The organism is Alistipes sp., assembly GCF_048465635.1.
GTDB lineage: Bacteria > Bacteroidota > Bacteroidia > Bacteroidales > Rikenellaceae > Alistipes.
In genome coordinates, this window is sequence record NZ_DBFWLF010000009.1 from 156,436 (window position 1) to 183,130 (window position 26,695).

Genomic DNA, 26,695 nt, shown 5'->3' on the forward strand with positions numbered 1-26,695 from the left:
GTGACGAACTGTTAGCAAAGTTACGATATTTTTCCGAAAACAGCCACTCTCCGCGGGTATTTTTTAGCGCTCAGGTTACAAATTGATAGCCGGACGCCCTGCGGCCTCCGGCTGTCGGTTCAATGGCTGCGGGTCCTGCCGCACCGCACCTAAAGCGTTCTGATCGGCCGGGCAGGCACGCCTCCGACCACGGTATTGGCCGCCACGTCGCGTGTGACGACCGCCCCGGCCGCGACGACGGCGTAGTCGCCGACGGTCACCCCCGGCAGGATCGTCGCGTTCGAGCCGACCCACACGCCCCGTCCGAGCACGATGGGCGCAGGACGGGTCGTCTTGCGCTGCTCGGGGGCAAAGCCGTGGTTGAGCGTGGCGAAGACCACGTTGTGCCCGATCTGGCAGTCGTCGCCGAGCGTGACGCCGCCGTGGTCCTGAAAGTGGCAGCAGGCGTTGATGAACACCCCGCGGCCGAGGTGGATATTCTTTCCGAAATCGGTGTAGAAGGGCGGAAAGACACGCAGCGTAGGGTCGACCTCGCGGCCGAACAGCCGGCAGAGCAGTACCCGCACTTGGTCGGGCGGGTGGTAGGTCGCGTTCAGTTCGAACGTGACGCGCCGCGCATCCGCACTCATCGCATCCATAAAGCGGTGGATTTCGGGCGTATCCAACGGACGGCGCGCGGCGGCGTACGCCAGAAATTCGTCGAGGGTCATTTCAAGTAGCTGTCGAAGAACTGCTCGATCCGGTCGAACGGAATCGCCTCGCGGTTGTCGTAGAGATCGACATGGCTCGCGCCGGGGACAATCAACAGCTCCTTGTTGTCGCCCCGCAGCTTTTTGTAGGCGTCCTCGCTGAAGTAGCGGGAGTGGGCCTTCTCGCCGTGGATTATCAGCACGGCGCTGCGAATCTCGTCGCTGTACGCCAGCAGCGGCGTGTTGATGAACGAGAGGACCGAGGTCGCGTTCCACCCCTCGTTCGAGTTGAGCGACCGGGGATGGTAACCGCGCGGGGTCTTGTAATAGGCGTGGTAGTCCCTGACGAACTGCGGCGCATCGTCGGGCAGCGGATCGACCACCCCGCCGGCCCGGGCGTACGTGCCGCTCTTCGCATCCGCTGTCCGCTGGGCGTTCAGCTCCCGGCGCAGCTCGTAGCGTGCGTCGGCATCCATCGCATCGAAATAGCCGTTGGCGCTGACGCGGTGCATATCGTACATCGTCGCGGTGACGGTCGCCTTGATGCGGGTGTCGATGGCCGCGGCGTTGAGCGCCAGACCGCCCCAGCCGCAGATACCGAGAATCCCGATGCGCTCCGGATCGACATCCTCGCGCGTGGAGAGATAATCGACCGCTGCGCAGAAATCCTCCGTATTGAGGTCGGGCGAGGCTACGCAGCGGGGCTGGCCGCCGCTCTCGCCCGTGAACGACGGGTCGAAAGCGACGGTCAGGAATCCCCGTTCGGCGAGCGTCTGGGCATAAAGCCCCGACGCCTGCTCCTTGACCGCCCCGAACGGACCGCCGACGGCCACGGCGGGCAGTTTCCCGGGGGCATCTTTCGGCTTGTAGAGGTCGGCGGCGAGCGTGATGCCAAACCGGTTGCGGAACGTCACCTTGCGGTGATCGACGCGGTCGTTCTGCGGGAACACCTTGTCCCACGCCTCAGTCAAAGATAATTTTTCATTCATCGTCGTATCGTTTTTACATGCGTTTTCTGTCCCGGCCTGCGCCCCGCGAGGATTCGCGGCGAACAGGTTCGCCGTCAGGCAAAGGCCTGCGAGCAAAGCGACAGGCCGTCTGTTTTTCGATCGGTTTTTCATACGCTTCCAATTTACTACCGCAAAGGTAGGGATCGGCCGTGCGCCGCCCGTTACCAAAATCCGCGGTAGATTTACCCGGGTTACGGTTGTTGCGACTTTCCGGGGCGGGGAAGCGCCAAATTTCATTATTTATCCTATCTTTGCAGTAAATACCTGAACCTGCAACTATGAAAAAATCGTGTGTATTGGTTTGCGGCGGAGCCGGCTACATCGGTTCGCATACGACCGTGGAACTTATCGGAGCGGGCTACGACGTGGTCATCGCGGACAACTTCTCGAACAGCGACATGAAGGCCGTCGAGGGCGTGCGCCGCATCACGGGCGTCGACGTGCCCTTCGTGGAGGTCGACTGCTGCGACCTGGAAGCGTTCCGCAAGGTCTTCCAAGCGTACGATTTCGATGCCGCGATCCACTTCGCCGCCTCGAAAGCCGTGGGCGAATCGGTCGAAAAGCCGATGCTCTACTACCGCAACAACCTGCTCTCGCTGATGAACCTGATCGACCTGATGCGCGAATTCGGTCGTCACAACATCGTCTTCTCCTCGTCGTGCACGGTCTACGGCGAACCTGACAAGCAGCCCGTCACCGAGCAGACGCCCCGCAAGCCGGCCGCGTCGCCCTACGGCAACACCAAACAGATTTCCGAGGACATCCTCCGCGATGCCGTTGCCGCCTGCGAGGGGCTGCGGGGAATCGCCCTGCGCTACTTCAACCCCATCGGCGCCCACCCGTCGGCCGAGATCGGCGAACTGCCGCGCGGCGTGCCGCAGAACCTGGTGCCCTACATCACGCAGACCGCAGCGGGTCTGCGCGAATGTCTGTCGGTCTTCGGCGACGACTACCCCACGCCCGACGGTTCGTGCATCCGCGACTACATCGACGTGGTGGACCTGGCCAAAGCGCACGTGACGGCCATCGGCCGCATGATCGACGGCAAGAGCAAAGCCCCCTACGAAGTGTTCAACATCGGTACGGGACGCGGCGTTTCGGTGCTCGAACTGGTGCGCCGGTTTGAGGAGGTCAACGGCGTGAAACTCTGCTACAAGATCGCACCGCGCCGCGCGGGCGACATCATCGCCATCTGGGCCGACCCGACGCTGGCCAACACCGAGCTGGGCTGGAAAGCCGAGCGCACGCTCGACGAGACGCTCGCCGCGGCCTGGGCCTGGGAGAAGCGGCTGAGAATGAAAAATTGACACTCAAGCGTTAAAAATGAAGAATTTATCGTATATTTGCGACCTAATTCAGGCGGAATTGGGATGCGGCCCGTGAGGCCGTGTTGAGAACCGCCGCAGGTAACACATTAAAAACAAAAAGTTTATGAAAACCATTCCTGTAAAGGCCACCAAGCGCGAAGCGTTCGGTAAGAAAGCGGCCAAGGCCGTGCGCCGCGAGGGTCTGATCCCCTGCACGCTGTGCGGCAACGGGGAGACGGTCTGCTTCTCGGTAGACCCCCGTGAGATCAAATCGCTGATCTACACGCCCAACTCCTACATCATCGAGTTCGACTTCGAGGGCAAGATCGAAAAGGCCGTGCTGCGCGAGGCGCAGTTCCACCCCGTCCGCGAAGAGATTCTCCACCTCGACTTCTACCGCGTCGCCGACGGCAAACCCGTTTCGATCGCCATCCCGGTACGTCTGACCGGCAACGCCGAGGGCGTTAAGGTCGGCGGCAAGCTGACCCTTTCGGCCCGCAAGCTCACCGTGAGCGCACTGGTCGAGAACCTGCCCGACGAGATCGTGGTGGACGTGACGGAGCTCGGCGTAGGCAAGACCATCTTCGTGGGCGACCTGCACTTCGAAAACCTCCGCTTCATCACCCCGGCGACCGCTGCCGTCTGCGCCGTGCGCGTGACCCGTGCATCGCGTGGTGCTGACGCCGCTGCCGCCAAATAGCCGGTCGGAGTATGAAATACCTCATTGTTGGACTGGGCAACATCGGCGCGGAATATGCCGGGACCCGTCACAACATCGGTTTCAATGTGTTGGACGCCCTTGCAGAGGCGTCCGACACTTTTTTTACGACCCAGCGTTACGGCGACGTGGCCGAGGCGAAGTACAAGGGGCGCACACTGCTGCTGCTCAAACCCTCGACCTACATGAACCTCTCGGGCAAGGCCGTCCGCTACTGGATGGAGGCGGCGAAGATCGCACCGGAGAACCTGCTGGTCATTTCGGACGATATCGCCCTGCCGTTCGGCACGCTGCGCCTGCGCAAAAAGGGAAGCCCCGGCGGCCACAACGGGCTGAAGAACATCGTCGAACTGCTCGGCACGGAGGAGTTCGCCCGCATGCGTTTCGGCATCGGCGGCGACTTCCCCAAGGGCTTTCAGGTCGATTACGTGCTCGGGGGCTGGAGCGAAGAGGAGCGCCGGGCACTGCCCGAAAGGCTCGAACTCTTCGTCGAAGCCATCCGCTCGTTCGTCACCCAGGGAACGGAGCTGACGATGACCCGATTCAACAAACGATAAAAGCGGCCCGCAAGCCGCTTTTATCATTTATGTGTAGCCGGGCTTCGCCTCGGAGTGCCGTTCTTTCCGAACTCGGTCGCGGCCAGTCCCTCGTGCAATCGTTCCCCGGCTCGCATGCGCACCGCATTCGGCGGGGACCGCCGATCAACTCCCAGCAGACCGCTACCCGGTCCTTTGGTTCCGGCGTTAGGCTACCGAACCAGATGCGGTCCCGGCTCGAACTAATCCTCCCCCTCGTAAAACACCTCTTCCATCAGCCCGTCCAGCTCACGGCGCTCCTTCTTGGTAGGGCGGCCCGTACCGCGGTCGCGGAAGACGAAGACCGTCTCGCGCGGAACGTTCAGCTTATCCAGTTCCTCCTGCGGGGTGATGTCGCGGCAGTAGAGCGGCACGTTCTTGGCCGGCAGACGGCTCGAAACCGGGTCGACCACCTCGTAGGAGTAGGTCACCTGCTGCTTGCGCACCGTGATCCGGTCGCCCGTCTTCACCTCGCGCGACGGCTTGGCCCACGCGCCGTTGACCGTGACGCGGTTGGTCCGCACGGCCTCGGCCGCATCGCTGCGCGTCTTGAAGATGCGCACGGCCCAAAGGTATTTGTCCAATCGAATGTCGTCCATAATAATTTCTTTTTACCTTATCGCTCCCGACGGCTGTTCTTGCCGTCTTCGACGCTATTTACGGAATGGGTCCCAATACCGTAAACCCCCACTCCCGACCGTCAAACCTTGCGGCGAAACGCCGCGCGGGCCGCAATTCGTTTTATTTGTTTTCGGCTGTCAAGCCGGCGGGCCGCAGCCTCCCCGGCGAAGGCCCGCTAATCGCGTGCTTCGCAGGCTGCGTCCGAGATAGTGGCGAACAGTTCGTTCATAGATATTCCAAAATTACTATGTCTTGCGGCCTTTAGGCCGTGCAGGCCGCAGCCTCCGGCAGCGGAGGCCCGCAGATCGCGTCCCTCCGCAGACTGCGTCCCGACTAAATCCAAGCCCCTACAAGGACCGCGGATCGTCCGCTACCGCTCGTAAAGGCTCTCGCTGCGGGGTCGTTCGTGCGACTGCTCGTCGTTCTGTCGGCTGACGCTCAGGATCATCCCCAGCGCGATGGCCGTGAAGAGCACCGACGAACCCCCGCGCGAGATCAATGGCAAGGTCTGTCCCGTCTCGGGAATCAGGTTCACCGTGACCATGATATGCAGCAAGGCCTGGCAGGTTATCAACAACGCCAGTCCCAGCACCAGCAGCCCCGGAAAGGCTGTGCCGCAGCGGCGGAAAATCTCGATGGCCCGGAAGAAGATCCACAGGTAGAGCATCAGCAGCACCAGTGCCAGCAGCAGGCCGTACTCCTCCACGAAAAAGGCGTAGGCGTAGTCGCTCTCGGGGTGGATCATCTCCACGCGCATGGCGCTCTGGCCCGCCCCTTCGCCCAGGATGCCGCCGTTGTGGATGGCGATCATTGAGCGTTCGGTGTCGGTGAGGTGTTCGATCGGTTTTTCGGTCTGCGACCGGGTCCAGAGGTGCACCCACGTCGCCACGCGCCCTTCGGCGGTCTCGCTGCGGCCCAGGTTGAGCGTCATGATGACCGCGATCCCGGCCACGGCCCAACCGACGAGTTTCAGCAACTCGCCGAAGCGCACGCGGCCGATAAGCATCATCACCCACGACGCCAGAAAGACCAGCACGGCCGAGGAGGTGTGCGCCGGGAAGATCACCGCACACGAAATAACGACGGGCATCAGGATGGGGCCCGTCCCCTCGCGCCAGATGCGCCGCTGGAGCGGCGACGAGCGCCACGTCCAGAAGCGCCACGACGGCACGATGCGCAGCCGGTCGATCTTCGACTGCCGTCCGGCGAGCTGCTGGGCCAGAAAGAGCACCGTGGCGACCTTCAGCGCCTCGGAGGGTTGGAACTGGAACGGTCCGAGCGGAATCCAGCGGGCCGCGCCGTTGGTCGTCGCACCGATGAAGTAGACCGCCACGGTGAGCAGCACCGACAGGACGTAGACCGGACGGGCGAAGAAGTGGTAGATGCGGCAGTTGATCTTCTGCACGAAGACCATCACCCCGAGGCTCACGGCCAGGATCATCAGCTGCTGCCGCAGGAAGTGGGCCGTCGTGCGGGCCGTATGGGCGTCGTAGGCCATCTTGGCCGTCGAAGAGTAGACCACCAGCACCGAGATCACCGCCAGCACGGCGACGATGATCCACAGCACACGGTCGCCCGTAAAGAGCCGACGCACGGGAACACCCTCGTTGTCCGGCTCCGGAGCACAAGCACTCTCCCGCTCCGGCCCGCCGCCGGCTTCCGGGCAGCCCGCCCGCGGAATCTGCGCAGCGTCCGTCGCGGCACTTCCTCCGACGACCGTCCCGGCCGCTCGCCGGGTATCGCCGCTTCCCAAACCGTTCATAATCCTACGCATGCTCCCCGACCCACGCCTTGAACAGTTCGCCGCGGTTTTCGTAATTTCGGAAAAGGTCGAAGCTGGCGCACGCCGGCGAGAGCAGCACCGCATCGCCCGGCCGGGCCGCGGCCCGTGCCGCCTGCATCGCCTCCTCGAGCGAAGCCGTGGAGATCACCTCCGGAACGACGCCCGTAAATTCGGCGACCAGTTTGCGGTTGTCCAGCCCCATGCAGACCAGCGTGCGGACCTTTTCGCGGGCGAACGCCTTGAGCGGTTCGTAGTCGTTGCCTTTGTCCGTACCCCCTGCGATCCATACCACGGGCCGTTTCATGCTCTCCAGCGCGTACCAGACCGAATCGACGTTGGTGGCCTTCGAGTCGTTGATCCACAGCACGCCGTCGCGCTCGGCGACCGGCTCGAGGCGGTGCTCGACGGGGGCGAAGTCGTAGATCGAGCGCCGGATCTTCGCCGGAGCCACGCCCGCCGCCAGCGCCGCCAGCGCCGCCGCCATCGCGTTATAGGCGTTGTGCAGACCGCCGATGCGCATCTTGGCCGTGTCGATCTCCACCGACGCCCGGCCGACCGAAGCCATGAACTTTCCGTCGCAAAGGAATGCGTCCCCCGCCCCGCTCGCCACGGCGTTGCGGGCCGCGAACGGGAGCTGCTTCATCCGGAAATCGTACTTGGGAAGCTGCTGCCAGATCACCTCGTCGTCGCCCGAAAAGACGAACCAGTCGCGCGAAGTCATGTTCTGCGTGATGCGCATCTTGGCATCGGCGTAGTTCTGAAAACAGTGGTCGTAACGGTCGAGGTGGTCGGGCGTGATGTTCATCAACACGCCGATATGGGCGCGGAAGCGGTACATGCCGTCCAGCTGGAACGAACTCAGTTCCAGCACATACCAGTCGTACGAACCCGTTGCGACGGAGTAGGCGAAGCTCTCGCCGATATTGCCGCCCAGTGCCGCGTTCATCCCCGCGTCGCGCAGAATCTTGTAGATGAGCGACGTAGTGGTGGTCTTGCCGTTCGATCCCGTGATGCAGATGCAGCGCGCGCGGCTCAGGTAGCGGCCCGCGAACTCGATCTCGGAGATGACGGGTACGCCCCGCCCGCGCAGCGCCTGCACGACGGGCGCGGTGTCGGGGATGCCGGGCGATTTGACCGCCTCCGCCGCGTCGAGGATGCGTTCCATCGTATGGCCGCCCTCCTCGTAAGGGACCTCCCACTCGTCGAGCCGCTGCCGGTAGCGGTCGGCGATGCGGCCGCTGTCGGTCAGAAAGACGTCGAACCCCTTCTTCTTGGCGAGGATCGCGGAGCCGTAGCCGCTGATGCCGCCGCCTAATACGACGATTTTACGTTTGCGCTGCATAACTTCGTTATTTGTTTTTTGTCCTGTTCCCTGCTTATCACGCCAGATTGCGGCTTTTGGTCGTGTCAATCTAAACCCATTTCCGACCGCCGAAGCCCCGCGGTGTTCCACCGCGTATACAAGCCTGCCCCCACCCCCGACCCCTCCCTCAGGGAGGGGCGAAGAACCTCAGGTAAAAAGTTAAATCCCTTACTGTTTTGCGGCTCCTCGAGCCGCGCGGCCGCAATTCTACTTGTCTTATTTCGGCTGTCAAGCCCGCAGCCCGCAGCCGCCGGGTGCGGAGGGCTGCATCTCAGCCCTTGGCTTCGATGTCCCCTCCGCCGACTGCGGGCTGACCAGTATAATCGTTCTATTCTTGCGTCTTGTTAGCGGCTTTTAAGCCGCGCGGGCCGCAGCCTTGCCCCACCGAAGCCCATTCTTCGCGTTCCTCCGCAGGCCGCGGCCCTTATAGTACCCTTCACCGGAGGAAGTTCACCAATTATTCTCCCGGCTGCCCGAGCCGCACCCTCCGCAGGCTGCTGCCCCGACCCAACGGAGCGCTTCTATCGTATCTTCAGCGTCACCAGCGTAATGGCTGCCAGCAGCAGCGAAATGATCCAGAAGCGGGTGACGATCTTGGTTTCGAACATTCCCTTTTTCTGGAAATGGTGGTGGATGGGCGACATCCGAAAGATGCGCCGTCCCTCGCCGTAGCGGCGTTTGGTGTAGCGGAACCAGCTCACCTGCATCATCACCGAAAAGCTCTCCACCAGGTAGACGCCGCACAGCAGCGGCAGCAGCAGCTCCTTGCGGATGCAGAGGGCGAAGACGGCGATCACGCCGCCGACGGAGAGCGACCCCGTGTCGCCCATGAATATCTGCGCCGGAAAGGAGTTGTACCAGAGGAAACCCACCAGCGCCCCGATCAGCGCCGCGGCGAAGACCACCAGCTCGCCCGCATCGGGGATATACATGATATTGAGGTAGTCGGCATAGATGATGTGGCCCGAGAGGTAGGCCAGCGCCCCGAGCACCGCCACGATCGGAACCGACACGCCCGTCACCAGCCCGTCGAGCCCGTCCGTCAGGTTGGCCCCGTTCGACACGGCCGTAACCACGAAGATCGCCACAAGCACGTACAACAGCCACGTCGCCCAGCCGTTCCCGCCCGTGAGCCAGCCGTAGTCGAACTCGTTGTCCTTGATGAAAGGGATGGTCGTCTGCGTGGTTTTGATGCTCTCGGAGCTGAGTACCACGCGCTGCTGAACGCTTTGGACGGGGGTTCCGTCGGCATCGACGTAGATCGTCTCGACGGGCTGCGTGGTTTTGTCGCGCACGACGATGTCGGGCGAGAGGCACATGGTCGTGCCGACGATCACGCCCAGCCCGACCTGCCCCACGATTTTGAACCGCCCCTTAAGCCCCTCCTTGCGGTGGCGGAAGACCTTGATGTAGTCGTCCAGTCCGCCGATCAGCCCCAGCCAGATCGTCGAGACGAGCATCAGCTGCACGTATACGTTGTCGAGCCGGCCGAACAGAAGCATCGGCACGAGGATGGCCAGCAGGATAATCAGCCCGCCCATCGTGGGCGTGCCCTTCTTCTGCAACTGCCCCTGAAGCCCCAGGTCGCGGATGTCCTCGCCGATCTGGCGGCGTCGCAGGAAGTCGATCACCGGCCGCCCGAAGATGATGACGATCAGCAGCGAGAGGATGATGGCCGCCGCCGCGCGGAACGAAATGTACTGGAACATACCCGAACCGGGCAGGTTGTAGGCCTCGTCGAGGTATCTGAACAGATGATAGAACATGCTAAAAAGAATGTGGTAATTCTTAATTTTTAATTCTTAATTCTTAATTGTTCAAAGCACCCGGCCACCTGCTCGCGGTCGTCGAAGCGGCGCTTTTCATCGCCTACGATCTGGTAGGTCTCGTGCCCCTTGCCCGCAATGAGCAGGATGTCGCCCGGCCGCGCGAGCATTACGGCCGTGCGGATGGCCTCCGCCCGGTCGGCGATGCGCAGGTAGCGGTCGCCGGGAGCCAGCCCCGCCGCCATCTCGTCGAGGATCGCCTCGGGCGATTCGTGGCGCGGGTTGTCGGAGGTGAAGATCGCCGTTGCGGCGTACCGGACGGCGATCCGGGCCATCTCGGGCCGCTTGGTGCGGTCTCGGTCGCCGCCGCAGCCGCAGACGACGATCAGCTGTTGCTGCGGGGTGCGGATCTCCTCGACGGTGCGCAGGACGTTCTCCAGCGCATCGGGCGTATGGGCGTAGTCGACCAGCGCCGTCGTACCGTCCGCCGCGCGGACGACCTCGAAACGGCCCGTCACGGGTCGCAGCAGGCTCATCGCACGCAGGGTCTCTTCGGCCCCGAACCCCAGCAGGCGGGCCGCGGCGTAGACGGCCAGCAGGTTATAGGCGTTGAACCGGCCCGTCAGAGCGACCCATACCTCGCGTCCGTCGATGCGCAGCAGCATGCCGTCCAGGTGCATCTCCACGATCTTGCAGCGGAAGTCAGCCGCTGCCCGCAGCGAGTAGGTCCGAACGGCGGCAGCCGTATTCTGCACCATCACGCGGCCGTTCCGGTCGTCGAGGTTCGTGAGCGCAAACGCCTCCGCAGGCAGGCCGTCGAAGAAGCGTTTCTTGGCCCGGATGTACTCGGCGAAGGTCTTGTGGTAGTCGAGGTGGTCGTGGGTGAGGTTCGAGAAGATGCCGCCCGCGAAGCATAGGCCGCGCGTGCGCTGCTGAACGATGGCGTGCGACGAGCACTCCATCAGGCAGTATTCGCACCCCGCGTCGACCATCTCGCGCAGCAGAGCGTTGAGCCGGATCGGGTCGGGCGTGGTGTGCGTGGCTTCCACCTCGCGTTCGTCGACCTTGTAGACCACCGTCGAGAGCAGTCCGGCCCGGAAGCCCAGCGCCCGCACCAGTTCGTAGAGCAGCGTCGCGGTGGTGGTCTTGCCGTTGGTTCCGGTCACCCCCACCAGTTTAAGCTCCCGGCTCGGATGGTCGTAGAACGCGGCCGCCAGATCGGCCAAAGCCCCCTGCGCATCGGGTACGACCGCATAGGCCACCCCGTCGGCCCGCTCTTCGGGCAGCTCTTCGCACACCACGGCCGCGGCTCCCTGCCCGACGGCGGCGGGGATGAAGCGGTGGCCGTCGCACTGCGTGCCGCGCACGGCGAAGAAGCAGTCGCCCGGCTGCACCGCCCGCGAATCGGCGGCAAGACCCGTGATCGGGGTCCCCCCATCGCCGTGCAGCGCCGTCAGGGGCGTACCGGATAAAAGTTCATGCAATGATTTCATCTTCATTTCAATATCAGTTCCGCCGTCTGACCGCTTCCGAGGCGCGTCCCGGCGGCTATGCTCTGTTCCATGACCGCGCCCTGCCCCCTGAAGCGGACCCGCAGGCCCCGGCTTTCGAGCAGGAAAAGCGCGTCTTTCAGCCCCATACCCCGCACGTCGGGCATCACCCCGGCGTCCTGCGTCAGGGAGGTCACCTCCACGTTGGAGAGGCTGTCGGTGCGCACCGTGCCCCATCCGCTGCGGCGGTCGAACGAGACGCGCGGCGAAAGGCGGTCGGCCACGCGCCGCACCTGGGCGATGTCGCCCCCCTTCACCCGGCGGGGGTAGCGGCGCGGACCTTTCGGTTCGACGCGACCGTACCAGTCGTGACCGCGGTTGTAGATGTAGTCGACCATCCGTTTTACGACCGGGCCCGCCAGCGGACCGCCATAGTAGGCCTTGCCGGCCTGCGCCCGCGTCTCGATGGTCGTGAGCACCGTGTAGCGGGGTTCGTCGGCCGGGAAGTAGGCGATCATCGAACCGAGGTAGTAGCGCCCCTCGCGGCTGCGGGCGTCGGTGATCTGCGCCGTGCCGGTCTTGGCCGCCACCCGCAGGCGCGTCGTGTCGCGGAAAAAGGCGCTGGCCGTTCCCTCGGTCGACACCCGCTCCAGACAGCGGCGCACCTCGCGCAATGTCGACCGCGAGCAGATCGACGAGGCTATCGTGCGGCTTTCGAAGCGCTCGGCCTCCTCGTCGCCGCTCCGCAGGCTGCGCACCAGCACCGGGGAGATCATCCGCCCATCGTTGGCGACGGCGTTATAGAAGGTGATCATTTGGATCGGCGCCAGCCGCACGCGGTAGCCGTAGGCCATCTTGACGAGCATTACCCCCGGATCGGGCACTTTCCAGTCGGAGGTGATCGACGGAGGGCGCTCGCCCAGCCGCTCCAGCCCGACGGTCTGGCCCAGGTGGAGCTTTTCATGGAGGAAGTCGCTGTAATCCTGTTTCCTGCCCGTCGCACCGTAGCGGTCCCAGATCGCCTGCGCAAAGTAGACGTTCGACGACGAGGCGACCGCACGGCGGAAGTCGATCACCCGGTCGCCGCGGTGCGAGTCGCGGATGTTGCGGGCCGGACCGACCGTCACCGGATCGCCGTTGTTCGTGTCGTAGGCGGTCTCGGGGGACATGCCCGCGTCGTCGAGCAGCGTGAGCATCGTGGCCAGCTTGAAGGTCGAACCCGGCTCCATGCTCCGCCCCAGCGCGTAGTTCTCCCGCTCGGTGAAGCTCCCGTCGGCGTTGCGGCCCAGGTTGGCCAGCGCCAGCACCTCGCCCGTCGCAACCTCCATCACGATGGTCGTGCCCCAGAGGGCGTTCTGCGCCTCGAGCTGCCGCCGCAGCGCCTTGTCGGCCACGTCCTGCAAGTCAAGATCGAGCGTGGTCACCACGTCGTAACCGTCCACCGGGTCTTCGTGGCCGCCGCCCGCCACGCGGCCGTAGAAGCCGCGGGCGATGCGCTGGCGCACGGCCCTGCCGTCGCGTCCGGCCAGCTCTTCGCGGTACGCCTCCTCGATGCCGTAGTTGCCCCGGTCGCCCGTCAGACCGATCGTGCGGCGCGCCAGTTCGCCCTGCGGGTAGATGCGCTCGTCGCGCTCGACGAGGCGGTAGACCATGCCCATATTCCAGTTCAGCAGCGGATAGCGCCGCAGCGTCTCCCACTCGGCATAGTCCACCTCGCGGGGAAAGATGTTGACGGGCGTATGGTCGCGGAGCGTGTCGTAGATGCGGCGCGTGACGAACTCCTCGCCGCGCAGCCGGTCCAGCAGCCGGCCCAGACGCCCCTCGGAGCGGGGGTAGATCGTGTCGCGCGGATTGACGAGCCGGTAGCGCCGCGCATGCTCCGCCCGAAAGCGGCGGGCGTACTCCGAGGCGGGCTTGTCGCGGAAGAAGGCGGCCAGCAGCTTGGAGAGCGAATCGGCCTGCTCGTGGAAGGTTTTGAGCGAATCCAGCCCCGGCGAGGCGAAGTCGAAGGCGGCCTGGTAGCGGAAGATCGAGGTGGCGAGCGGCTCGCCGTCGCGCGAGAGGATGCTGCCCCGCTGGGCGGGGATTACCTCTTCGGTGAAGATGCGGTTGGAGAGGCGCTGCGCGTTGTAGGAGACCTCGGCGCTGAAGAGCTGCACCCACACCAGCCGCGCGAGCACGACACCCCCGACGAGTATGAACAGCACGTAAAGCAGCCGTACCCGCAGCAGAATGTCGCTTTTAATCTTCGAGCGCTCCTCTTTCATCTCCCTGCCTCAGTTTTCGATCACCTCGCCCGGAGAGAGCGGGTCGTAGAGTTCGATGCCGCGGCGGTGCAGCTCCTCCACGATGGCCGAGTGGGTCGTGCGGCGGTAGCGCTGCTCCTCGAGGCGGATCGACCGCTCGCGCAGCACCTGCACCTCGCGTTCGAGGCGCGTGTATTTCCTGTCCAGATGCAGCGCCAGGAACATCACCGCGATGCTCAGGAAGAACATTCCGGCGATGGAGAGCATGTAGGGGTAGTATTTCGACACCCCTTCGCGCACGAGGATCGTCCCCGAGAAGAGCTGCCAGAGGGTGCTCGCCCTGCGGCGGCGTTCGCGGCGCGAGCGGAGCATGCGTTCGGCCCGCTCGGCGGCTTCGCGCTCCTCGTCCTCGCGCAGCTCCTCGTCGGCCTCGCCCCGCGCCATGCGGCGCACCTCGCGGCGCACCCGGCGCGCGAACTCGTCGTCCTGCTCCTCCTGGATGCGCCCCTCGGGGTCGAACTCGTGATCGTGCATCTTCATCGGTTCGCCTCCTTTTCCGTCCCGACCTTCACCCCCGCCCGCAGCCGGGCCGAGCGCGACCGGGGATTCCGCTCCAGCTCCTCCGCCGAAGGGGTCACCGCCTTGCGCGTAAGCACCTCGAACGGCGCTTCGGCGCGTCCGAAAAAGTCCTTTTCCACCTGCCCCGAGAAGTTGCCGCTGCGCAGAAAGTTCTTGACCAGCCGGTCTTCGAGCGAGTGGTAGGAGATTACCACCAGCCGTCCGCCGGGCCGCAATACCTTATAGCTCTGTTCGAGCGCCATCCTCAACGCCTCCATCTCGCCGTTGACCTCGATGCGCAGGGCCTGGAAGAGCTTGGTGAGGAACTTCGGCGCGTCGCGCTTCGGGGTGCAGGGCACGACGGCATCGACCAGCTGCGCGGTGGTTTCGATCCGCGCCGCGGCGCGCGCCCGCACCAGACAGTTGGCCACCTTCCAGGGAGTTTCCACCTCGCCCCAGTCGCCCAGCAGGCGCGTAAGCTCCTCCGCGGAGTAGTCGTTGACCACCCCGGCGGCCGTCAGCTTGCCGCGCTGGTTCATGCGCATGTCCAACGGTGCGTCGCCGCGGAACGAGAAGCCCCGCTCCACGGCGTCGAAGTGGTGCGACGAGACGCCCAGATCGGCCAGAATACCGTCCACCTCGCGCACGCCCCGCAGGCGGAGCGCCCCGCGCAGGAAGCGGAAGTTGCTCTCGACGAAGTGAAACCGCCCGTCGTCGGGGCGGTTGGCCTGCGCGTCGCGGTCCTGATCGAAGCCGTAAAGGCGTCCCTGCGGCCCGAGCTGCTGCAGAATGCGGCGCGAATGACCGCCTCCGCCGAAGGTCAGATCGACGTACGTACCCGCCGGATCGATGCCCAGCAGGCCGACCGACTCCTCCAGCAGCACGGGTGTATGATATTGCGACATGATCGTTGTTGACAAGGGTCTGTTTGGGGTCAAAGTTAGCGTTTTTTCAAAAAAGAATCCCTATCTTTGCCGATATAATTTTTCGTTCGGTCTCATGCCCAAAATAGATATCGGAGCCGTACTGGCTGCCAAATCTCCCCGGCTGGCGCGCTGGATTCCCCGGCCGCTGCTCGCGTGGCTGCGGCGCACGATCCATGAACAGGACATCAACCACATTCTGGAAAATTACTGGGAGCTGCCGCCCCAGGAGTTCGTCCGCGCCTGCTTCAGCGACTGGGGCGTGACCTACTCGATCGAGGGGCTGGAAAAGCTCGATCCGCGGGGCCGCTACCTCTTCGTGGCCAACCATCCGTTCGGCGGGATGGACGGCATGATGCTCGCCGACAAGCTGATCGAACGCTTCGGCGACGCCCGCGTGGTGGTCAACGACCTTTTGATGCACGTCGAGCCGCTGCGGCCGCTGTGGATTCCGGTCAACAAGTTCGGCACGCAGAACACGGCCTACGCCCGGCAGATGGACGAGGCGTTCTTCGGCGAGCTGCCCATCCTGACCTTTCCCGCGGGGCTTTGCTCGCGCCGCATCGGCGGTGTGGTGACCGACACCGAGTGGAAGATCAGCTTTCTGAAAAAGGCCTACGCCTCGCAGCGGCAGATCGTCCCGGTCTTCGTTGAGGGGCGGCTCTCCGACTTCTTCTACCGCGTCGACCGGCTGCGCAAGGCGCTGGGGGTCAAGTTCAACATCGAGATGCTGTGGCTGCCCGACGAGATGTTCTCGCAGGGCGGTAAGCACTTCCGTATGGTCGCGGGCAATCCGATCTCCGTCTCCGAGCTGCAGCACTTGGGTTCGCTGCGCGAGCAGGCGGAGTACGTACGCAAAAAGACGTATTTTTTGGAAAAAACGCTCTCCACGGCGGCGGAATCCCGATAATTAGGGTATTTTTGCAGCAGTTATGCAACCAGAGAACATGCAACCCATCCTTGCCCGCGTCGACCGGGCGCTGCTGCGCGGGGAGCTGACCCCCGCGCGCAAGGTCCGCGACACAAACAAGGCGTCGAACGAGATTTATATCTTCTCGGCGGCGGAGTGCCCCCACCTGATGCGCGAAGTGGGGCGGCTGCGCGAGGAGGCGTTCCGCAACGCCGGCGGCGGCACAGGGCGCGAAGTGGACATCGACGAGGAGGACCTGGCCGGGGACGGCTACTTCCAGCTGATCGTCTGGGACCCCACGGCCGAAGAGATCGTCGGAGGCTACCGCTTCATCGTCTGCACCTCGCCCTACCCGCGCCACCTCTCCACCGAGCACTACTTCCGGTTCAGCGACCGATTCCGGCAGAAATACCTGCCCCGCACCATCGAACTGGGCCGTTCGTTCGTCCAGCACGCCTACCAGGCGCGTCAGAACCCCAAGAGCCTCTATGCGCTGGACAACCTGTGGGACGGGCTGGGGGCGCTGGTGGTGCTGAACCCCTCGGCCAAGTACCTCTTCGGCAAGGTCACGATGTACACCTCCTACAAGGCCGTGGCGCGCAACGCGCTAATCTGGTTCCTGCGCCGCTACTTCCCCGACCGCGAGCAGCTCGTGGAGGGCATCCATCCGCTGACGCTCGATCTGGACGACCCCTATTACGAACAGCTCTTCACCGGGGAGACCTATATGGAGAACTACCGCATCCTGATTCAGAAGGTGCGCGAATTTAACGAGAACATCCCGCCGCTGATCAACGCCTACATGAACCTCTCGCCCACGATGCGGGTCTTCGACACGGTGTCGAACCCCGATTTCGGCGGCGTGGAGGAGACAGGCATCCTGGTGACCATCGCCGACATCTATCCCGAGAAGCGCGAACGCTACACGCGCTGGCTGGGGTGGCAGGCCAACCTCAAGCACCGCCGCGAAGAGTTCAGCTGCCGCGTACGCGAACATATCGAGCGGATCAAACTGCGCAAGGAGCGCACCTGAAGGGTACGTGCCGGGTCATGCAGCCCAAAGACTTTCCGGCGATCCATACCACGAAGCCCCGCTATTCGCAAGCGGGGCTTTGTCGTTCCGTCCGCGGCCGAACGGGTACAAAAATACTCCGCCCGAAGGCGGAGTACCAGGCAAACAACTGTTTAACTAAAATCCGGGCGGATTATTCGGTCTTCCCGGCATTGTCGGCCGAAGCCGCATCGGCGCTCTCCGAAGCCGCAGCATCGCTCTTCTCACCCTCCTGCGCCTCGCTCGTGCTGTCGTTCTTCTGCTCCGTTGCGGGAGCCTCCTGGGGCTCTTCAGCCGTTGCGGGTGCTTCCACCTCGGCCTTGTTTTCCTGTTTCTCGGGCTGCTGTGCGCAAGCTGCGCCACCGATCATCAGCAGCATGGCTGCCATCATAACTACTTGCTTTTTCATGGTCTTAGTCTTTAAAAGGTTTGACTTCATTCTTAATCGACGTCTGTAACGCGTCTTCGAAAGAGAATAAGTCAAGCGATGTGCCACAACTCCCAACCAACTATTTATTTACTGAAAACCAACTACTTATAAAGCATGCCAAAATTCGGGAAAGTGTGGAAAAGTGGGGAGCAGCAAGTGGGGAAGTGTGGAAAAATTCCCCAGCGGGGCGGCCGGGAGGCAGGCAAGGGAACGGGAGGCGGGGCCGGGCTGGCCAACGAAAGGCTTCGCCGACCGACGCCTATTCGATTCCGTAGAGGTGCAGTTTGTTGTAGAGGGTCTTGCGGTCGACGCCCAGCAGGCGGGCGGCCCGCGACTTGTTACCCCCGGCGGCGGCCAGGGCGCGGCGGATGCGCTCCTCCTCGTCGGCGGGGTCGCGCAAGGGGGCGGTCGTGCGGGCATCGCCCGGAGCGGCGGCCACCTCGGGCGGCAGATCGCCGACGGTGATGTATTCGCCGGCAGCGAGCAGCGTGGCGGTCATCACAACATTTTTCAGCTGGCGCAGGTTGCCCGGCCACTCGCAGCGCATCAGGGCCTCGGTCGCCCCGGCATCGAAGCCGACGATCCGCTTGTCCAGTTCGCGGTTGGCCTGATCGAGGAAGAAGTCGGCGAAGAGGAGAATATCCTCGGGCATCTGCCGCAGCTCCGGCATGCGGAGCGTAAATTCGTTGATCCGGTGGAAGAGGTCCGCGCGGAATGCGCCGCGTGCGATGGCCGCCTCCAGGTCCTCGTTGGTCGCCGCCACCAGACGGATGTCGACCGCGACCTCACGGTTGCTGCCCACGGGGCGGATGCGACGCTCCTGCAGGGCGCGCAGCAGCTGCACCTGCGTCTCGTAGGTCAGGTTGCCCACCTCGTCCAGAAAGAGCGTGCCGCCGTTCGCCGCTTCGAACGCCCCGGTCTTGTCGGCCAGCGCGCCGGTGAAAGCCCCCTTGACGTGACCGAAGAACTCCGAAGCGGCCAGATCGCGCGGAATCGCACCGCAGTCCACCGCCACGAAGGGCTGCGCGGCGCGCTTGCTGCTGCGGTGGATCAGCTGCGCGACATGCTCCTTACCTGTGCCGCTGGCCCCGTTGACCAGCACCGACATATTGGTAGGAGCCACCAGCCGGACGTATTCGTAGAGCCGCCGCGAAGCGTCGCTGCGCCCCTCGATGTAGTTCAGCCTCCCGGCCGTCCCTTTCGGGGCCGCGCTGCGGGGGCGCATCTCCTGCTGAACCCGATCGGTGGGAAGCATTTGCGCCTCCGGGGCAGCGCTCCCGGCCGGAGCATCGAGCACCTCGCGGATCTTCTTGAGCAGTTCGTCGGGGTTGACCGGTTTGGCCACGTAGTCGCGCGCGCCCAGCTTCATGCTGCGCACGGCGTTCTGAATCTCCGCATAACTCGTCATGACAATCACCGGCAGGGAGATGCCCTCCCCGGCGAGCCATTGCAGCAGGGCGATGCCGTCCTCGTCCGGCAGGCGCATGTCGCTCAATACCAGCGAGAACTTTCCGCCCGTGAGCGCTTCGCGCGCCGCCGCGACCGACCCGGCCGTCTCCACCCCGAAGCCCTTCTTGGAGAGCCACGTACGGAGCATGAGCGCGAAAGTCACATCGTCGTCTACGATCAGAATCCGTTCCATACCGCTACAAAGATACCTTTTTTTGCGCTTCGGCAACGATCCCGCGCATCTTTTCCTGCGCGGCCCGGAGCGCCGAGGTCAGCGCTTCGGTCAGCGCTCCCTCGTGGCTTTCGGCCGCGCGCAGCACCGCCGCGACCGCTTCAGCGTGCAGCATCGTGAAGACGGGCAGCATCTTGTGCGCCAGCGCCCGCACCGACGCCGTGTCGCCCGCCGCCAGCGCCTCGTCCAACGCCTCGCAGTTGGCGGAGGTCTGCCCGGCAAAGGAGCGCAGAATCTCCCGCGCCGCCTCAGCATCCTCGCCCGCATAGGCGGTCAGCGCACCGAAATCGGCCGCATCCTCCGGCACGGAGGGTGCTTCTGCGGCTGCGGCCGGGATGTACTCTCCGCAGACGCTACGCAGCACGGCCACCAGCTCGCCATACGCGAACGGCTTGTGCAGCAGGGCCGCGAAACCCCGCGCGGTCAGCGCCGACGCGTCGATCCCGCTGCGGGCCGTGACCGCGACCACGGGCAGCTCCGGGGCGGCGCCGTGCACGGCTTCGAGCACCCCGTAACCGTCCCCCGAGGGCATCTGCAAGTCGGTCAGCACCACATCGAACCTCCCCTCGGCCACCAGTTTGGCCGCGAACTCGGGGTATTGGCAGCACTCGGCCGCAACCCCCGCCCGGCGGCACATGGCCGCCGCCATCTCCAGCTGCAAGGGGTCGTCGTCGACCAGCAGGGCGCGCAGCCCCGCGGCAACGGCCTGCGGCTCCGCTTCCGCCACGGCCTCCGCCGCCTCCGCGACCGGGAGCCAGACGATGAACTTGCTGCCGCGGCCCGGCGCGCTTTCGAGCGAGATCGTGCCGCCCAGCAGGCGCACCAGACGGTCGACGATCGAAAGCCCCAACCCGAAACCGCCCACCCCCTGCGCCGAGGGGAGCCGCACGAACTCTCCGAAGATGCGTTCCCGCTCCTCGGGACCGATGCCGCGGCCCGTGTCGGCGACCGAGAAGACCAGTTCGCCGTCGGTAAGGTCGGCGCGGACCGTCACGGAGCCTTCGTCCGTAAATTTCAGGGCATTGGAGATCAGATTCTCGGCGATCTGCCGGATGCGCAGCACGTCGCCCGCCGCCCCGGCCCGCGCCGCGGGCGTCACCTCCAACCGGAACGCCAGCCCCTTGGCGGCGGCCGCGGCGGCGAACCCCGCCGCGATGGCGTCGAACAGCTCGCCGGGGTTGAACGCCACCGCGTGCACCTCGATCTTGTTCGCATCGAGCCGGTGGAAATCCAGCAGGCTGTTGACCAGCGCCAGCAGGTGTTCCGACGAGGCACGCATGTTCTGCAAATAAAGCTCCTGCCGCTTGTCCGCGGTCAGGCGCGAGAGCAGGTCGATGTAGCCCATCACCGAACCCAGCGGAGCCTTGATGTCGTGCGTGATGGCCAGCATCAGCTGTTCGCGGGCCGCCAGCAGCGCCTCCTTCTCGCGGTTGGCGCGCTCCAGCTCGCGGCGGTAGCGGTTGCTGCGCCCCACGTCGCGCCAGAGAATCGCCACGAAGAGCAGCATCAGCACCACCGCCCCGATGGCGATCCCCCCGAGCATCCGCGACGAACGGCGGCGCAGCTGCTCCGCGCCGTCGATCCGCTCCATCACATAGGCCGTGTTTTCGGCTTCGAAGTCGCGGATCAGCCGAAAGATGGTCGTATTGATCAATTCGTTGCTGTAACGCAGGCGCTGTCCCTCGCGCCACGCCTCGTCGTAAATCCCCTGCCGGCCGCTCATCACGCTGTCCTGCAGGGCCAGTAGCACCGCGGCGATCGTGTCCTGCACCGCCGACGGAGGCAGCGCGTCGACCACCTCGCGGCGCGAGATGACCACGCTCGAATCGGCCTTGGGCGGACTGAAAAGGTCGGCCACGCGGCGGAAGAAACGGCGTTTGCGACGCGCTACGACGACCGTATCCTGCCGCACGACGCTTCCGGAGAGGGTGTCGACCGCCGTCGTGTCGGCGTGGGGCGCGATCAGATGGCGGATATTCCGGTCCAGCACGCTGGCCGTACTGCCCGAGCGGATCGTGCGGCGCAGGCTCATCGTGCGCCGCTGCTTGTCTCTGAGCAGCCACTCGATGCTGTCCAGCCGCATCGTCTGAAGCGTATCCCCCTCGTCGGAGAGCGCCCGCAGCGAGTCGATGCACGCATGCACGGTCTGCATCTCGCGCCGGTAGCGCGCCTCGTAGGATTGGTAACCGGCGATGGCAAGCTGGCCGTAACTCTCGGCCTGATAGAGGTGGTAGAGGGTCCGGCTGACGGCGCTGCGCCGGGACTGCAGCTGCGCCAGACTGGGGTCCGGCACGGAGAGCCGCACCACCGTCCGGTAGACACGCCCGACCGCCAAGATGCAGACCGCCAGCAGGATCACGTATCCTGCCGCGATCTTCGCCCGCACGAACTTCGACTCTTTTTTCGCTTCTTTCACGTTTCTGATTTTTCCCGGTTCGCGGCGTCCGGCCGCCCGTCAGCGACGCGGCCCGCAGCCGCCGGACATAGAGGGGCGCTTATCGCGGTCCTCCGCAGGCAGGCGGCCCTTTCACAACGCATGGTCAAATCCTCAAATTGCTTCAAAGATACGAAAATCGTCGGAAAAGGCCGCGTTTTTCCTGCGTTTTCGCCGTTCCGGAACACTCATCGCCCCCTCGACGCACGGCGAAACTCTCCCGTGGAACCTCCGCTCCGTCCGGGCAGCGCCACGCCGGAGGCACGCTTCCGGCCGCTTTTCGCGGGGTGCGCACCCAACCGCACATCGCATCCTGCGATCCCTTCAGAAACGCCTGCAAATTTTTTATCGAAAAACGATAAATATTTTTTGATATTCAAAATTAATGCGTACATTTGTCGGGCAATCAAATCCGCAAACCAAATCGAGTGCGAACATGGATTTACTAACTGTCGAACACGTTACCAAGCGCTACGCCGGCCATACGGCCCTCGACGACGTATCGCTCGCCATCCCCAAAGGCTCGGTCTACGGGCTGCTCGGACCCAACGGCGCGGGCAAAACCACGCTCATCCGCATCATCAACCGCATCACCGCGCCCGACACGGGCCGCGTTCTGCTGGGGGAGCGCGCGATCGCGCCCGAGGATATTTACCGCATCGGCTACCTGCCCGAGGAGCGCGGCCTTTACAAGAAGATGAAGGTCGGCGAGCAGGCGGTCTTCTTCGCCCGGCTCAAGGGGCTCTCGCGCCGCGAAGCCATCGCCCGGCTCAAGCAGTGGTTCGTAAAGTTCGGCATTCAGGACTGGTGGGACAAGAAGGTCGAGGAGCTTTCGAAGGGCATGGCCCAGAAGGTGCAGTTCATCGTCACGGTGCTGCACCGGCCCGAACTGCTGATCTTCGACGAGCCGTTCTCGGGCTTCGACCCGATCAATGCCAACCTGCTGAAGGACGAGATTCTCTCCCTGCGCGACCAGGGGGCGACGATCATCTTCTCGACGCACAACATGTCCTCGGTGGAGGAGATCTGCGACCACATCACCCTGATCAACAAGTCGCACAACATCCTCTCGGGCAACGTCGACGAAATCCGCCGGCGCCACGGTTCGAACATCTTCGAAGTGGACTACCGCGGCGAGGAGGAGGCGCTGCGCCGTGCGGTCGCGGGGCGTTGCGAGGTGTTCGAGGTCGCGGAACCCGAGTCGGTCTACCGCTCGCTGCGGCTCCACGTCGAACGCGACGAAGAGGTGCGCGCCGTGATCGCCGCTGTGAACGAGGCCGTCGAACTGCGCTCGTTCCGCGAGGTGATCCCCTCGATGAACGACATCTTCATCCGGGCCGTGAACGGCTCGCTTTGAGGGAGGAGCGGAAACCGCGGCTCCGCCTCATCCGTCCCGCAAGGAGAAGAACCGAACCGGGATCGTCTCGGGTGAAATCGACCGTCGCCCGTGCGGCAGCAGCCTGCACAGGGACGCGAATATAAAGTGGAACGCAGCGCTCATTATTCGGTTTGAGGGCAGCAGCCTGCGGAGTGCACGCGACAAGCGGGCCTCCGCGCCCGGAGGCTGCGGCCCGCGCGGCTTAGAGAAGCCGCAAAATCGTAGAGGATGACATTCATACCTAATGCTCTTCGCCCCTCCCTCGGGAGGGGGCGGGGGTGGGGGCAGACTTGTAAACGACGCCGTAGGCGGCGAGTAACGCAGGCCGACAGCACTCAACAGAAACCTTGGCGGCCCGGAGCTGAAAAGAAATAAGAAACAGGCCTCCTGCCTGAGGCTCTTCGCCCCTCCCGAGGGAGGGGACGGGGGTGGGGTCAGACTTGTAAACGACGCCGTAGGCGGCGAGCAACGCCGATCGGCAGCTCATAAACAGAACCAAGACTAACAACATTCAAACTATGTCAAACGTATCCATCATCATCCAGCGCGAGTTCAACGAGCGCGTGCGCAAGAAGTCTTTCATCATCACCACGCTGCTGATGCCCCTGCTGATGATCGGGCTGATGGTCGCCCCGGCGCTCATCATGGAGTATTCGCGCGGCGAGCAGAAGGCGATCGCCGTCATCGACGAGAGCGGTCTGGTGGCTCCGCACCTCGAAAGCGACGAAGAGCTGGCCTTCGAGCGAACCGAACTTCCGACCGAGGAGGCCCGCAAGGCGCTGACCGACAAGTTCGCCGTCCTCTACATCGGAAGCGACATCCTGACCAATCCGAACAACGTCCGCCTCTACGCCAACTCCTCGTCGTCGCTCTCCGTCGAGAGCAACATCACGGGACAGATCGAACGCATCCTCGAAGCCGAGAAGCTCAAGAGCTACAACATCGAGAACCTCCAGCAGATCATGGACGAGGTGAAGACCTCGGTCAACATGCAGACCTTCCGCAACGACAAGTCGCAGGAGGAAGATACGCAGGCGCAGTCGTCGGTGGTCGCCACGGTGCTGGGTTATATCCTGGGTTTCATTCTCTACATGTTCCTCCTGATCTACGGCTCGATGGTCATGCAGTCGGTGATCGAGGAGAAGAACAACCGCGTGCTGGAGGTGATGGTCTCCTCGGTGCGGCCGTTCGACCTGATGCTCGGCAAGATTCTGGGCGTAGCCTCGGTGGCCGTGGTGCAGGTGCTTCTCTGGGGCGTGCTGATTTGCGGCGTGGGAGCGCTCGTAATGCCGCACCTGATGCCCGCCGACGTGATGGCGAGCGCGCAGGCCATGCAGCAGGGGATGCCCGACGCGGTCTCCGCAGCGGACATGAATCCCGAGATGCTGCAAGCCATAGCCGCCATGACCGACCTGGGTTACGTGCTCAAAATTTTCGGTTCGCTTCTGCTGTTCGTGCTGGGCGGCTACCTGCTCTATTCGGCGATGTTCGCCGCCGTGGGTTCGGCCGTGGACAACATTCAGGACGCCTCGCAGCTGCAGATGCCCATCACGCTGCCGATCATCCTCGCGCTGCTGATGATGCTGGCCGTTATCAAGGACCCCAACTCGTCGATGGCATTCTGGTTCTCGATGATCCCCTTCACCTCGCCCGTGGTGATGATGGCGCGCATCCCCTACGACATTCCCCTCTGGGAGATCGGCCTTTCGCTCGCGCTGCTCTACGCCTCGTTCGTCGGGATGGTGTGGTTCGCGGCCAAGATCTACCGCGTGGGCATCTTCATGTACGGCAAGAAACCGACGCTCAAGGAGATGTTCAAGTGGATCAGATATAAATATTGATCGGATGCTGATTCTTGCGGCCTTAAAGATCATCCTGCTCGCCGTATCGATCACCGCGGCACTGGTATGGGTCGTCCTGGCAATTCGCAAAGCGCGCACAAACACGCGCAAATGGAACAAGGCCGAGCCGGGCATCATCCGCGAGATCGAAACCGTTACCGGACAGCAGGTCGAGTGCAAACTGAAGCTTAATGCCAGCCGCACGGCGGATTTCACGGCAAATAGGGTCTTCTGGATCTGGCTGGCATGCACGCGCGACCACCTCGTCCTCGTCCACCCCGATCAGGTCGGCGATACCGGGTCAGCACACCTGTTCGTCACATCAAGGAAAGACGCTTCCGTGAGACTTCTCGAAAAGCGCTTCGCAGAGCTCGAAATCCAGGCTCCGGATGCCGGTGAGGCGGTAAAGCTGGTAGTACTGGTTCGTCCGTGCGATTACGAAATGCTGACGAATTATCTCAACGGCTGACCGCGGAAAGTCCTGTTTCGTTTGCAAGTCTGTTTTTTCCGTTAGCGGAATAACAGATTTGCTAAATATTTTCATAAATTTGCGCAGGGAAAAACAGACTCAACAAAATAACTAAAAATCAAAGCTATGATTTCGATCGACAACTACGATTTCAAAGGCAAGCGCGCAATCATCCGCGTGGACTTCAACGTACCGCTGAACGAAAAGGGCGAAGTGACGGACGACACCCGCATCCGCGCCGCCGTACCGACCATCAAGAAGGTGCTCAGCGAGGGCGGTTCGGTGATTCTCATGTCGCACATGGGACGTCCCAAGAAGAACCCCGATCCCAAATATTCGCTCGAGCAGATCGTACCGACCGTCGAGAAGGACCTCGGCGTGAAGGTGCTATTCGCCGGCGACTGCATGGGCGACAAGGCCGCCGAAATGGCCAGGAACCTCAAACCCGGCGAGGTGATGCTGCTCGAAAACCTCCGCTTCTACGCCGAGGAGGAGGGCAAGCCCCGCGGTTTGAAGGAGGATGCCACCAAGGAGGAGAAGGAGGCTGCCAAGAAGGCCCTGAAGGAGGGTTCGCAGAAGGAGTTCGTCCAAAAACTCGCCTCGCTGGCCGACTGCTATATCAACGACGCGTTCGGCACGGCACACCGCAAGCACGCCTCGACCTACCTGATCGCCAAGCACTTCCCCAACGACAAGATGTTCGGCTACCTGATGGAGAAGGAGGTAAAGGCCATCTCCACGCTGATGCAGGCCCCGCAGCACCCCTTCTGCGCCATCATCGGCGGCTCGAAGGTGTCGTCGAAGATCGGCGTCATCAAGGCCCTGATCGAGAAGGTCGATTCGATCGTCATCGGCGGCGGCATGACCTACACGTTCGCCGCGGCGCAGGGCGGCAAGGTCGGCAATTCGATCTGCGAGCCGGACATGTTCCCCGTGGCGCTGGAGATTCTCGAGCTGGCCAAGCAGAAGGGCGTCGAACTGGTCATGTCCCCCGACGCACTGATCGCCGACGCTTTCTCGGCCGATGCCCATACCGACGTGGCTCCGGCCAACGACATTCCCGACGGCTGGGAGGGTGTCGACATTGCCGACCAGGGCAAGAAAGCCTTCCGCGACCACATCCTCGGCTGCAAGACCATCCTCTGGAACGGTCCGGTGGGCGTGTTCGAGATCGACAAGTTCGCAACCGGCTCGCGCGCCGTGGCCGAAGCCATCGCCGACGCCACCCAGCAGGGCGCCTACTCGCTCATCGGCGGCGGCGACTCGGTGGCCTGCATCAACAAGTTCGGGCTGGCAGACAAGGTCTCCTACATCTCGACGGGCGGCGGCGCGCTGCTCGAGTACATCGAGTTCGGCGACCTTCCGGGAGTAGCGGCCATCCGCGAGTAGAGAAAAGCCGCCCGAACGGCGGCTTTTCTCAAATTAAAAATTAAGAATTAAAAATTAATAATT

General features: G+C 63.6%; 22 protein-coding genes. 9 read left to right on the forward strand and 13 right to left on the reverse strand.

Annotation, left to right across the window (positions count from 1 at the left end):
- Nucleotides 1-149 precede the first annotated feature (149 nt).
- Both ACMO9O_RS04155 and ACMO9O_RS04160 read right to left on the reverse strand, forming a co-directional pair.
- On the reverse strand, nucleotides 150-710 hold the full coding sequence (locus ACMO9O_RS04155; RefSeq protein ID WP_418982354.1) for a DapH/DapD/GlmU-related protein: 561 nt from the start codon (nucleotides 708-710) through the stop codon (nucleotides 150-152).
- Nucleotides 707-1,810 carry an alpha/beta hydrolase gene (locus ACMO9O_RS04160; protein WP_418982355.1) on the reverse strand — a complete coding sequence of 368 codons (1,104 nt, stop codon included), beginning with the start codon at nucleotides 1,808-1,810 and terminating at the stop codon, nucleotides 707-709. Before ACMO9O_RS04160 ends, ACMO9O_RS04155 begins: the two co-directional genes overlap by 4 nt.
- 167 nt (nucleotides 1,811-1,977) lie before the next feature.
- On the opposite strand from ACMO9O_RS04160, the gene galE reads away from it, so the two are divergent.
- From galE to pth, 3 genes are all read left to right on the forward strand, one after another.
- Nucleotides 1,978-3,006, forward strand: coding sequence for a UDP-glucose 4-epimerase GalE (galE, locus tag ACMO9O_RS04165; protein WP_418982356.1), 1,029 nt, complete (start codon nucleotides 1,978-1,980; stop codon nucleotides 3,004-3,006).
- Between the two features lie 124 nt (nucleotides 3,007-3,130).
- The gene (locus ACMO9O_RS04170) at nucleotides 3,131-3,706 is read left to right on the forward strand and encodes a 50S ribosomal protein L25/general stress protein Ctc (protein ID WP_418982357.1); all 576 of its coding nucleotides are present in this window, start codon (nucleotides 3,131-3,133) and stop codon (nucleotides 3,704-3,706) included.
- Between the two features lie 11 nt (nucleotides 3,707-3,717).
- Nucleotides 3,718-4,281: an aminoacyl-tRNA hydrolase gene (gene pth, locus ACMO9O_RS04175; protein WP_418982358.1), complete on the forward strand. Its 564-nt coding sequence runs from the start codon at nucleotides 3,718-3,720 to the stop codon at nucleotides 4,279-4,281.
- Nucleotides 4,282-4,502: 221 nt separating this feature from the next.
- Here the strand turns inward: pth and ACMO9O_RS04180 are convergent, their stop codons facing one another.
- The 8 genes from ACMO9O_RS04180 to rsmH all read right to left on the reverse strand — a co-directional run bounded on the left by ACMO9O_RS04180 (nucleotide 4,503) and on the right by rsmH (nucleotide 15,031).
- Nucleotides 4,503-4,898, reverse strand: a complete 396-nt coding sequence (locus ACMO9O_RS04180) for an RNA-binding S4 domain-containing protein (protein WP_418982359.1) — start codon at nucleotides 4,896-4,898, stop codon at nucleotides 4,503-4,505.
- A gap of 392 nt (nucleotides 4,899-5,290) precedes the next feature.
- On the reverse strand, nucleotides 5,291-6,682 hold the full coding sequence (locus ACMO9O_RS04185; RefSeq protein ID WP_418982360.1) for an FtsW/RodA/SpoVE family cell cycle protein: 1,392 nt from the start codon (nucleotides 6,680-6,682) through the stop codon (nucleotides 5,291-5,293).
- A 4-nt stretch (nucleotides 6,683-6,686) separates the two neighbouring features.
- Nucleotides 6,687-8,045: a UDP-N-acetylmuramoyl-L-alanine--D-glutamate ligase gene (murD, locus tag ACMO9O_RS04190; protein ID WP_418982361.1), complete on the reverse strand. Its 1,359-nt coding sequence runs from the start codon at nucleotides 8,043-8,045 to the stop codon at nucleotides 6,687-6,689.
- A 542-nt stretch (nucleotides 8,046-8,587) separates the two neighbouring features.
- Nucleotides 8,588-9,832: a phospho-N-acetylmuramoyl-pentapeptide-transferase gene (gene mraY, locus ACMO9O_RS04195; protein ID WP_418982362.1), complete on the reverse strand. Its 1,245-nt coding sequence runs from the start codon at nucleotides 9,830-9,832 to the stop codon at nucleotides 8,588-8,590.
- A 29-nt stretch (nucleotides 9,833-9,861) separates the two neighbouring features.
- Nucleotides 9,862-11,325, reverse strand: a complete 1,464-nt coding sequence (locus ACMO9O_RS04200) for a UDP-N-acetylmuramoyl-L-alanyl-D-glutamate--2,6-diaminopimelate ligase (protein WP_418982363.1) — start codon at nucleotides 11,323-11,325, stop codon at nucleotides 9,862-9,864.
- Between the two features lie 2 nt (nucleotides 11,326-11,327).
- The gene (locus ACMO9O_RS04205) at nucleotides 11,328-13,589 is read right to left on the reverse strand and encodes a penicillin-binding protein (protein ID WP_418982364.1); all 2,262 of its coding nucleotides are present in this window, start codon (nucleotides 13,587-13,589) and stop codon (nucleotides 11,328-11,330) included.
- 9 nt (nucleotides 13,590-13,598) lie between these two features.
- Nucleotides 13,599-14,108: an FtsL-like putative cell division protein gene (locus ACMO9O_RS04210; protein ID WP_418982365.1), complete on the reverse strand. Its 510-nt coding sequence runs from the start codon at nucleotides 14,106-14,108 to the stop codon at nucleotides 13,599-13,601.
- Nucleotides 14,105-15,031, reverse strand: a complete 927-nt coding sequence (rsmH, locus tag ACMO9O_RS04215) for a 16S rRNA (cytosine(1402)-N(4))-methyltransferase RsmH (protein ID WP_418982366.1) — start codon at nucleotides 15,029-15,031, stop codon at nucleotides 14,105-14,107. Before rsmH ends, ACMO9O_RS04210 begins: the two co-directional genes overlap by 4 nt.
- A 94-nt stretch (nucleotides 15,032-15,125) precedes the next feature.
- Here rsmH and ACMO9O_RS04220 point away from each other — a divergent pair, with 94 nt between their 5' ends.
- Entirely contained in the window at nucleotides 15,126-15,959 is an 834-nt protein-coding gene (locus ACMO9O_RS04220) for an acyltransferase (protein ID WP_418982367.1), read from the forward strand.
- 37 nt (nucleotides 15,960-15,996) lie between these two features.
- Nucleotides 15,997-16,992 (forward strand): GNAT family N-acetyltransferase, encoded by a 996-nt coding sequence (locus ACMO9O_RS04225; RefSeq protein WP_418982368.1) that lies wholly within the window; start codon nucleotides 15,997-15,999, stop codon nucleotides 16,990-16,992.
- A 172-nt stretch (nucleotides 16,993-17,164) separates the two neighbouring features.
- Here ACMO9O_RS04225 and ACMO9O_RS04230 read toward each other — a convergent pair whose 3' ends face one another.
- The 3 genes from ACMO9O_RS04230 to ACMO9O_RS04240 form a co-directional block, all read right to left on the reverse strand.
- Nucleotides 17,165-17,419, reverse strand: a complete 255-nt coding sequence (locus ACMO9O_RS04230; RefSeq protein ID WP_418982369.1) for a hypothetical protein — start codon at nucleotides 17,417-17,419, stop codon at nucleotides 17,165-17,167.
- Between the two features lie 280 nt (nucleotides 17,420-17,699).
- The gene (locus tag ACMO9O_RS04235) at nucleotides 17,700-19,082 is read right to left on the reverse strand and encodes a sigma-54-dependent transcriptional regulator (RefSeq protein ID WP_418982370.1); all 1,383 of its coding nucleotides are present in this window, start codon (nucleotides 19,080-19,082) and stop codon (nucleotides 17,700-17,702) included.
- 4 nt (nucleotides 19,083-19,086) lie between these two features.
- The gene (locus ACMO9O_RS04240) at nucleotides 19,087-21,537 is read right to left on the reverse strand and encodes a hybrid sensor histidine kinase/response regulator (RefSeq protein ID WP_418982372.1); all 2,451 of its coding nucleotides are present in this window, start codon (nucleotides 21,535-21,537) and stop codon (nucleotides 19,087-19,089) included.
- 454 nt (nucleotides 21,538-21,991) lie between these two features.
- Between ACMO9O_RS04240 and ACMO9O_RS04245 the strand changes: the two genes are divergently transcribed.
- From ACMO9O_RS04245 to ACMO9O_RS04260, 4 genes are all read left to right on the forward strand, one after another.
- Nucleotides 21,992-22,912, forward strand: a complete 921-nt coding sequence (locus tag ACMO9O_RS04245; RefSeq protein WP_418982374.1) for an ABC transporter ATP-binding protein — start codon at nucleotides 21,992-21,994, stop codon at nucleotides 22,910-22,912.
- Between the two features lie 539 nt (nucleotides 22,913-23,451).
- On the forward strand, nucleotides 23,452-24,774 hold the full coding sequence (locus ACMO9O_RS04250) for an ABC transporter permease (RefSeq protein WP_418982375.1): 1,323 nt from the start codon (nucleotides 23,452-23,454) through the stop codon (nucleotides 24,772-24,774).
- Nucleotides 24,775-24,778: 4 nt separating this feature from the next.
- Complete coding sequence (locus ACMO9O_RS04255) at nucleotides 24,779-25,243, forward strand: hypothetical protein (protein ID WP_418982376.1); 465 nt, start codon at nucleotides 24,779-24,781, stop codon at nucleotides 25,241-25,243.
- A gap of 126 nt (nucleotides 25,244-25,369) precedes the next feature.
- Complete coding sequence (locus tag ACMO9O_RS04260) at nucleotides 25,370-26,632, forward strand: phosphoglycerate kinase (RefSeq protein ID WP_418982378.1); 1,263 nt, start codon at nucleotides 25,370-25,372, stop codon at nucleotides 26,630-26,632.
- Nucleotides 26,633-26,695: the final 63 nt, after the last annotated feature.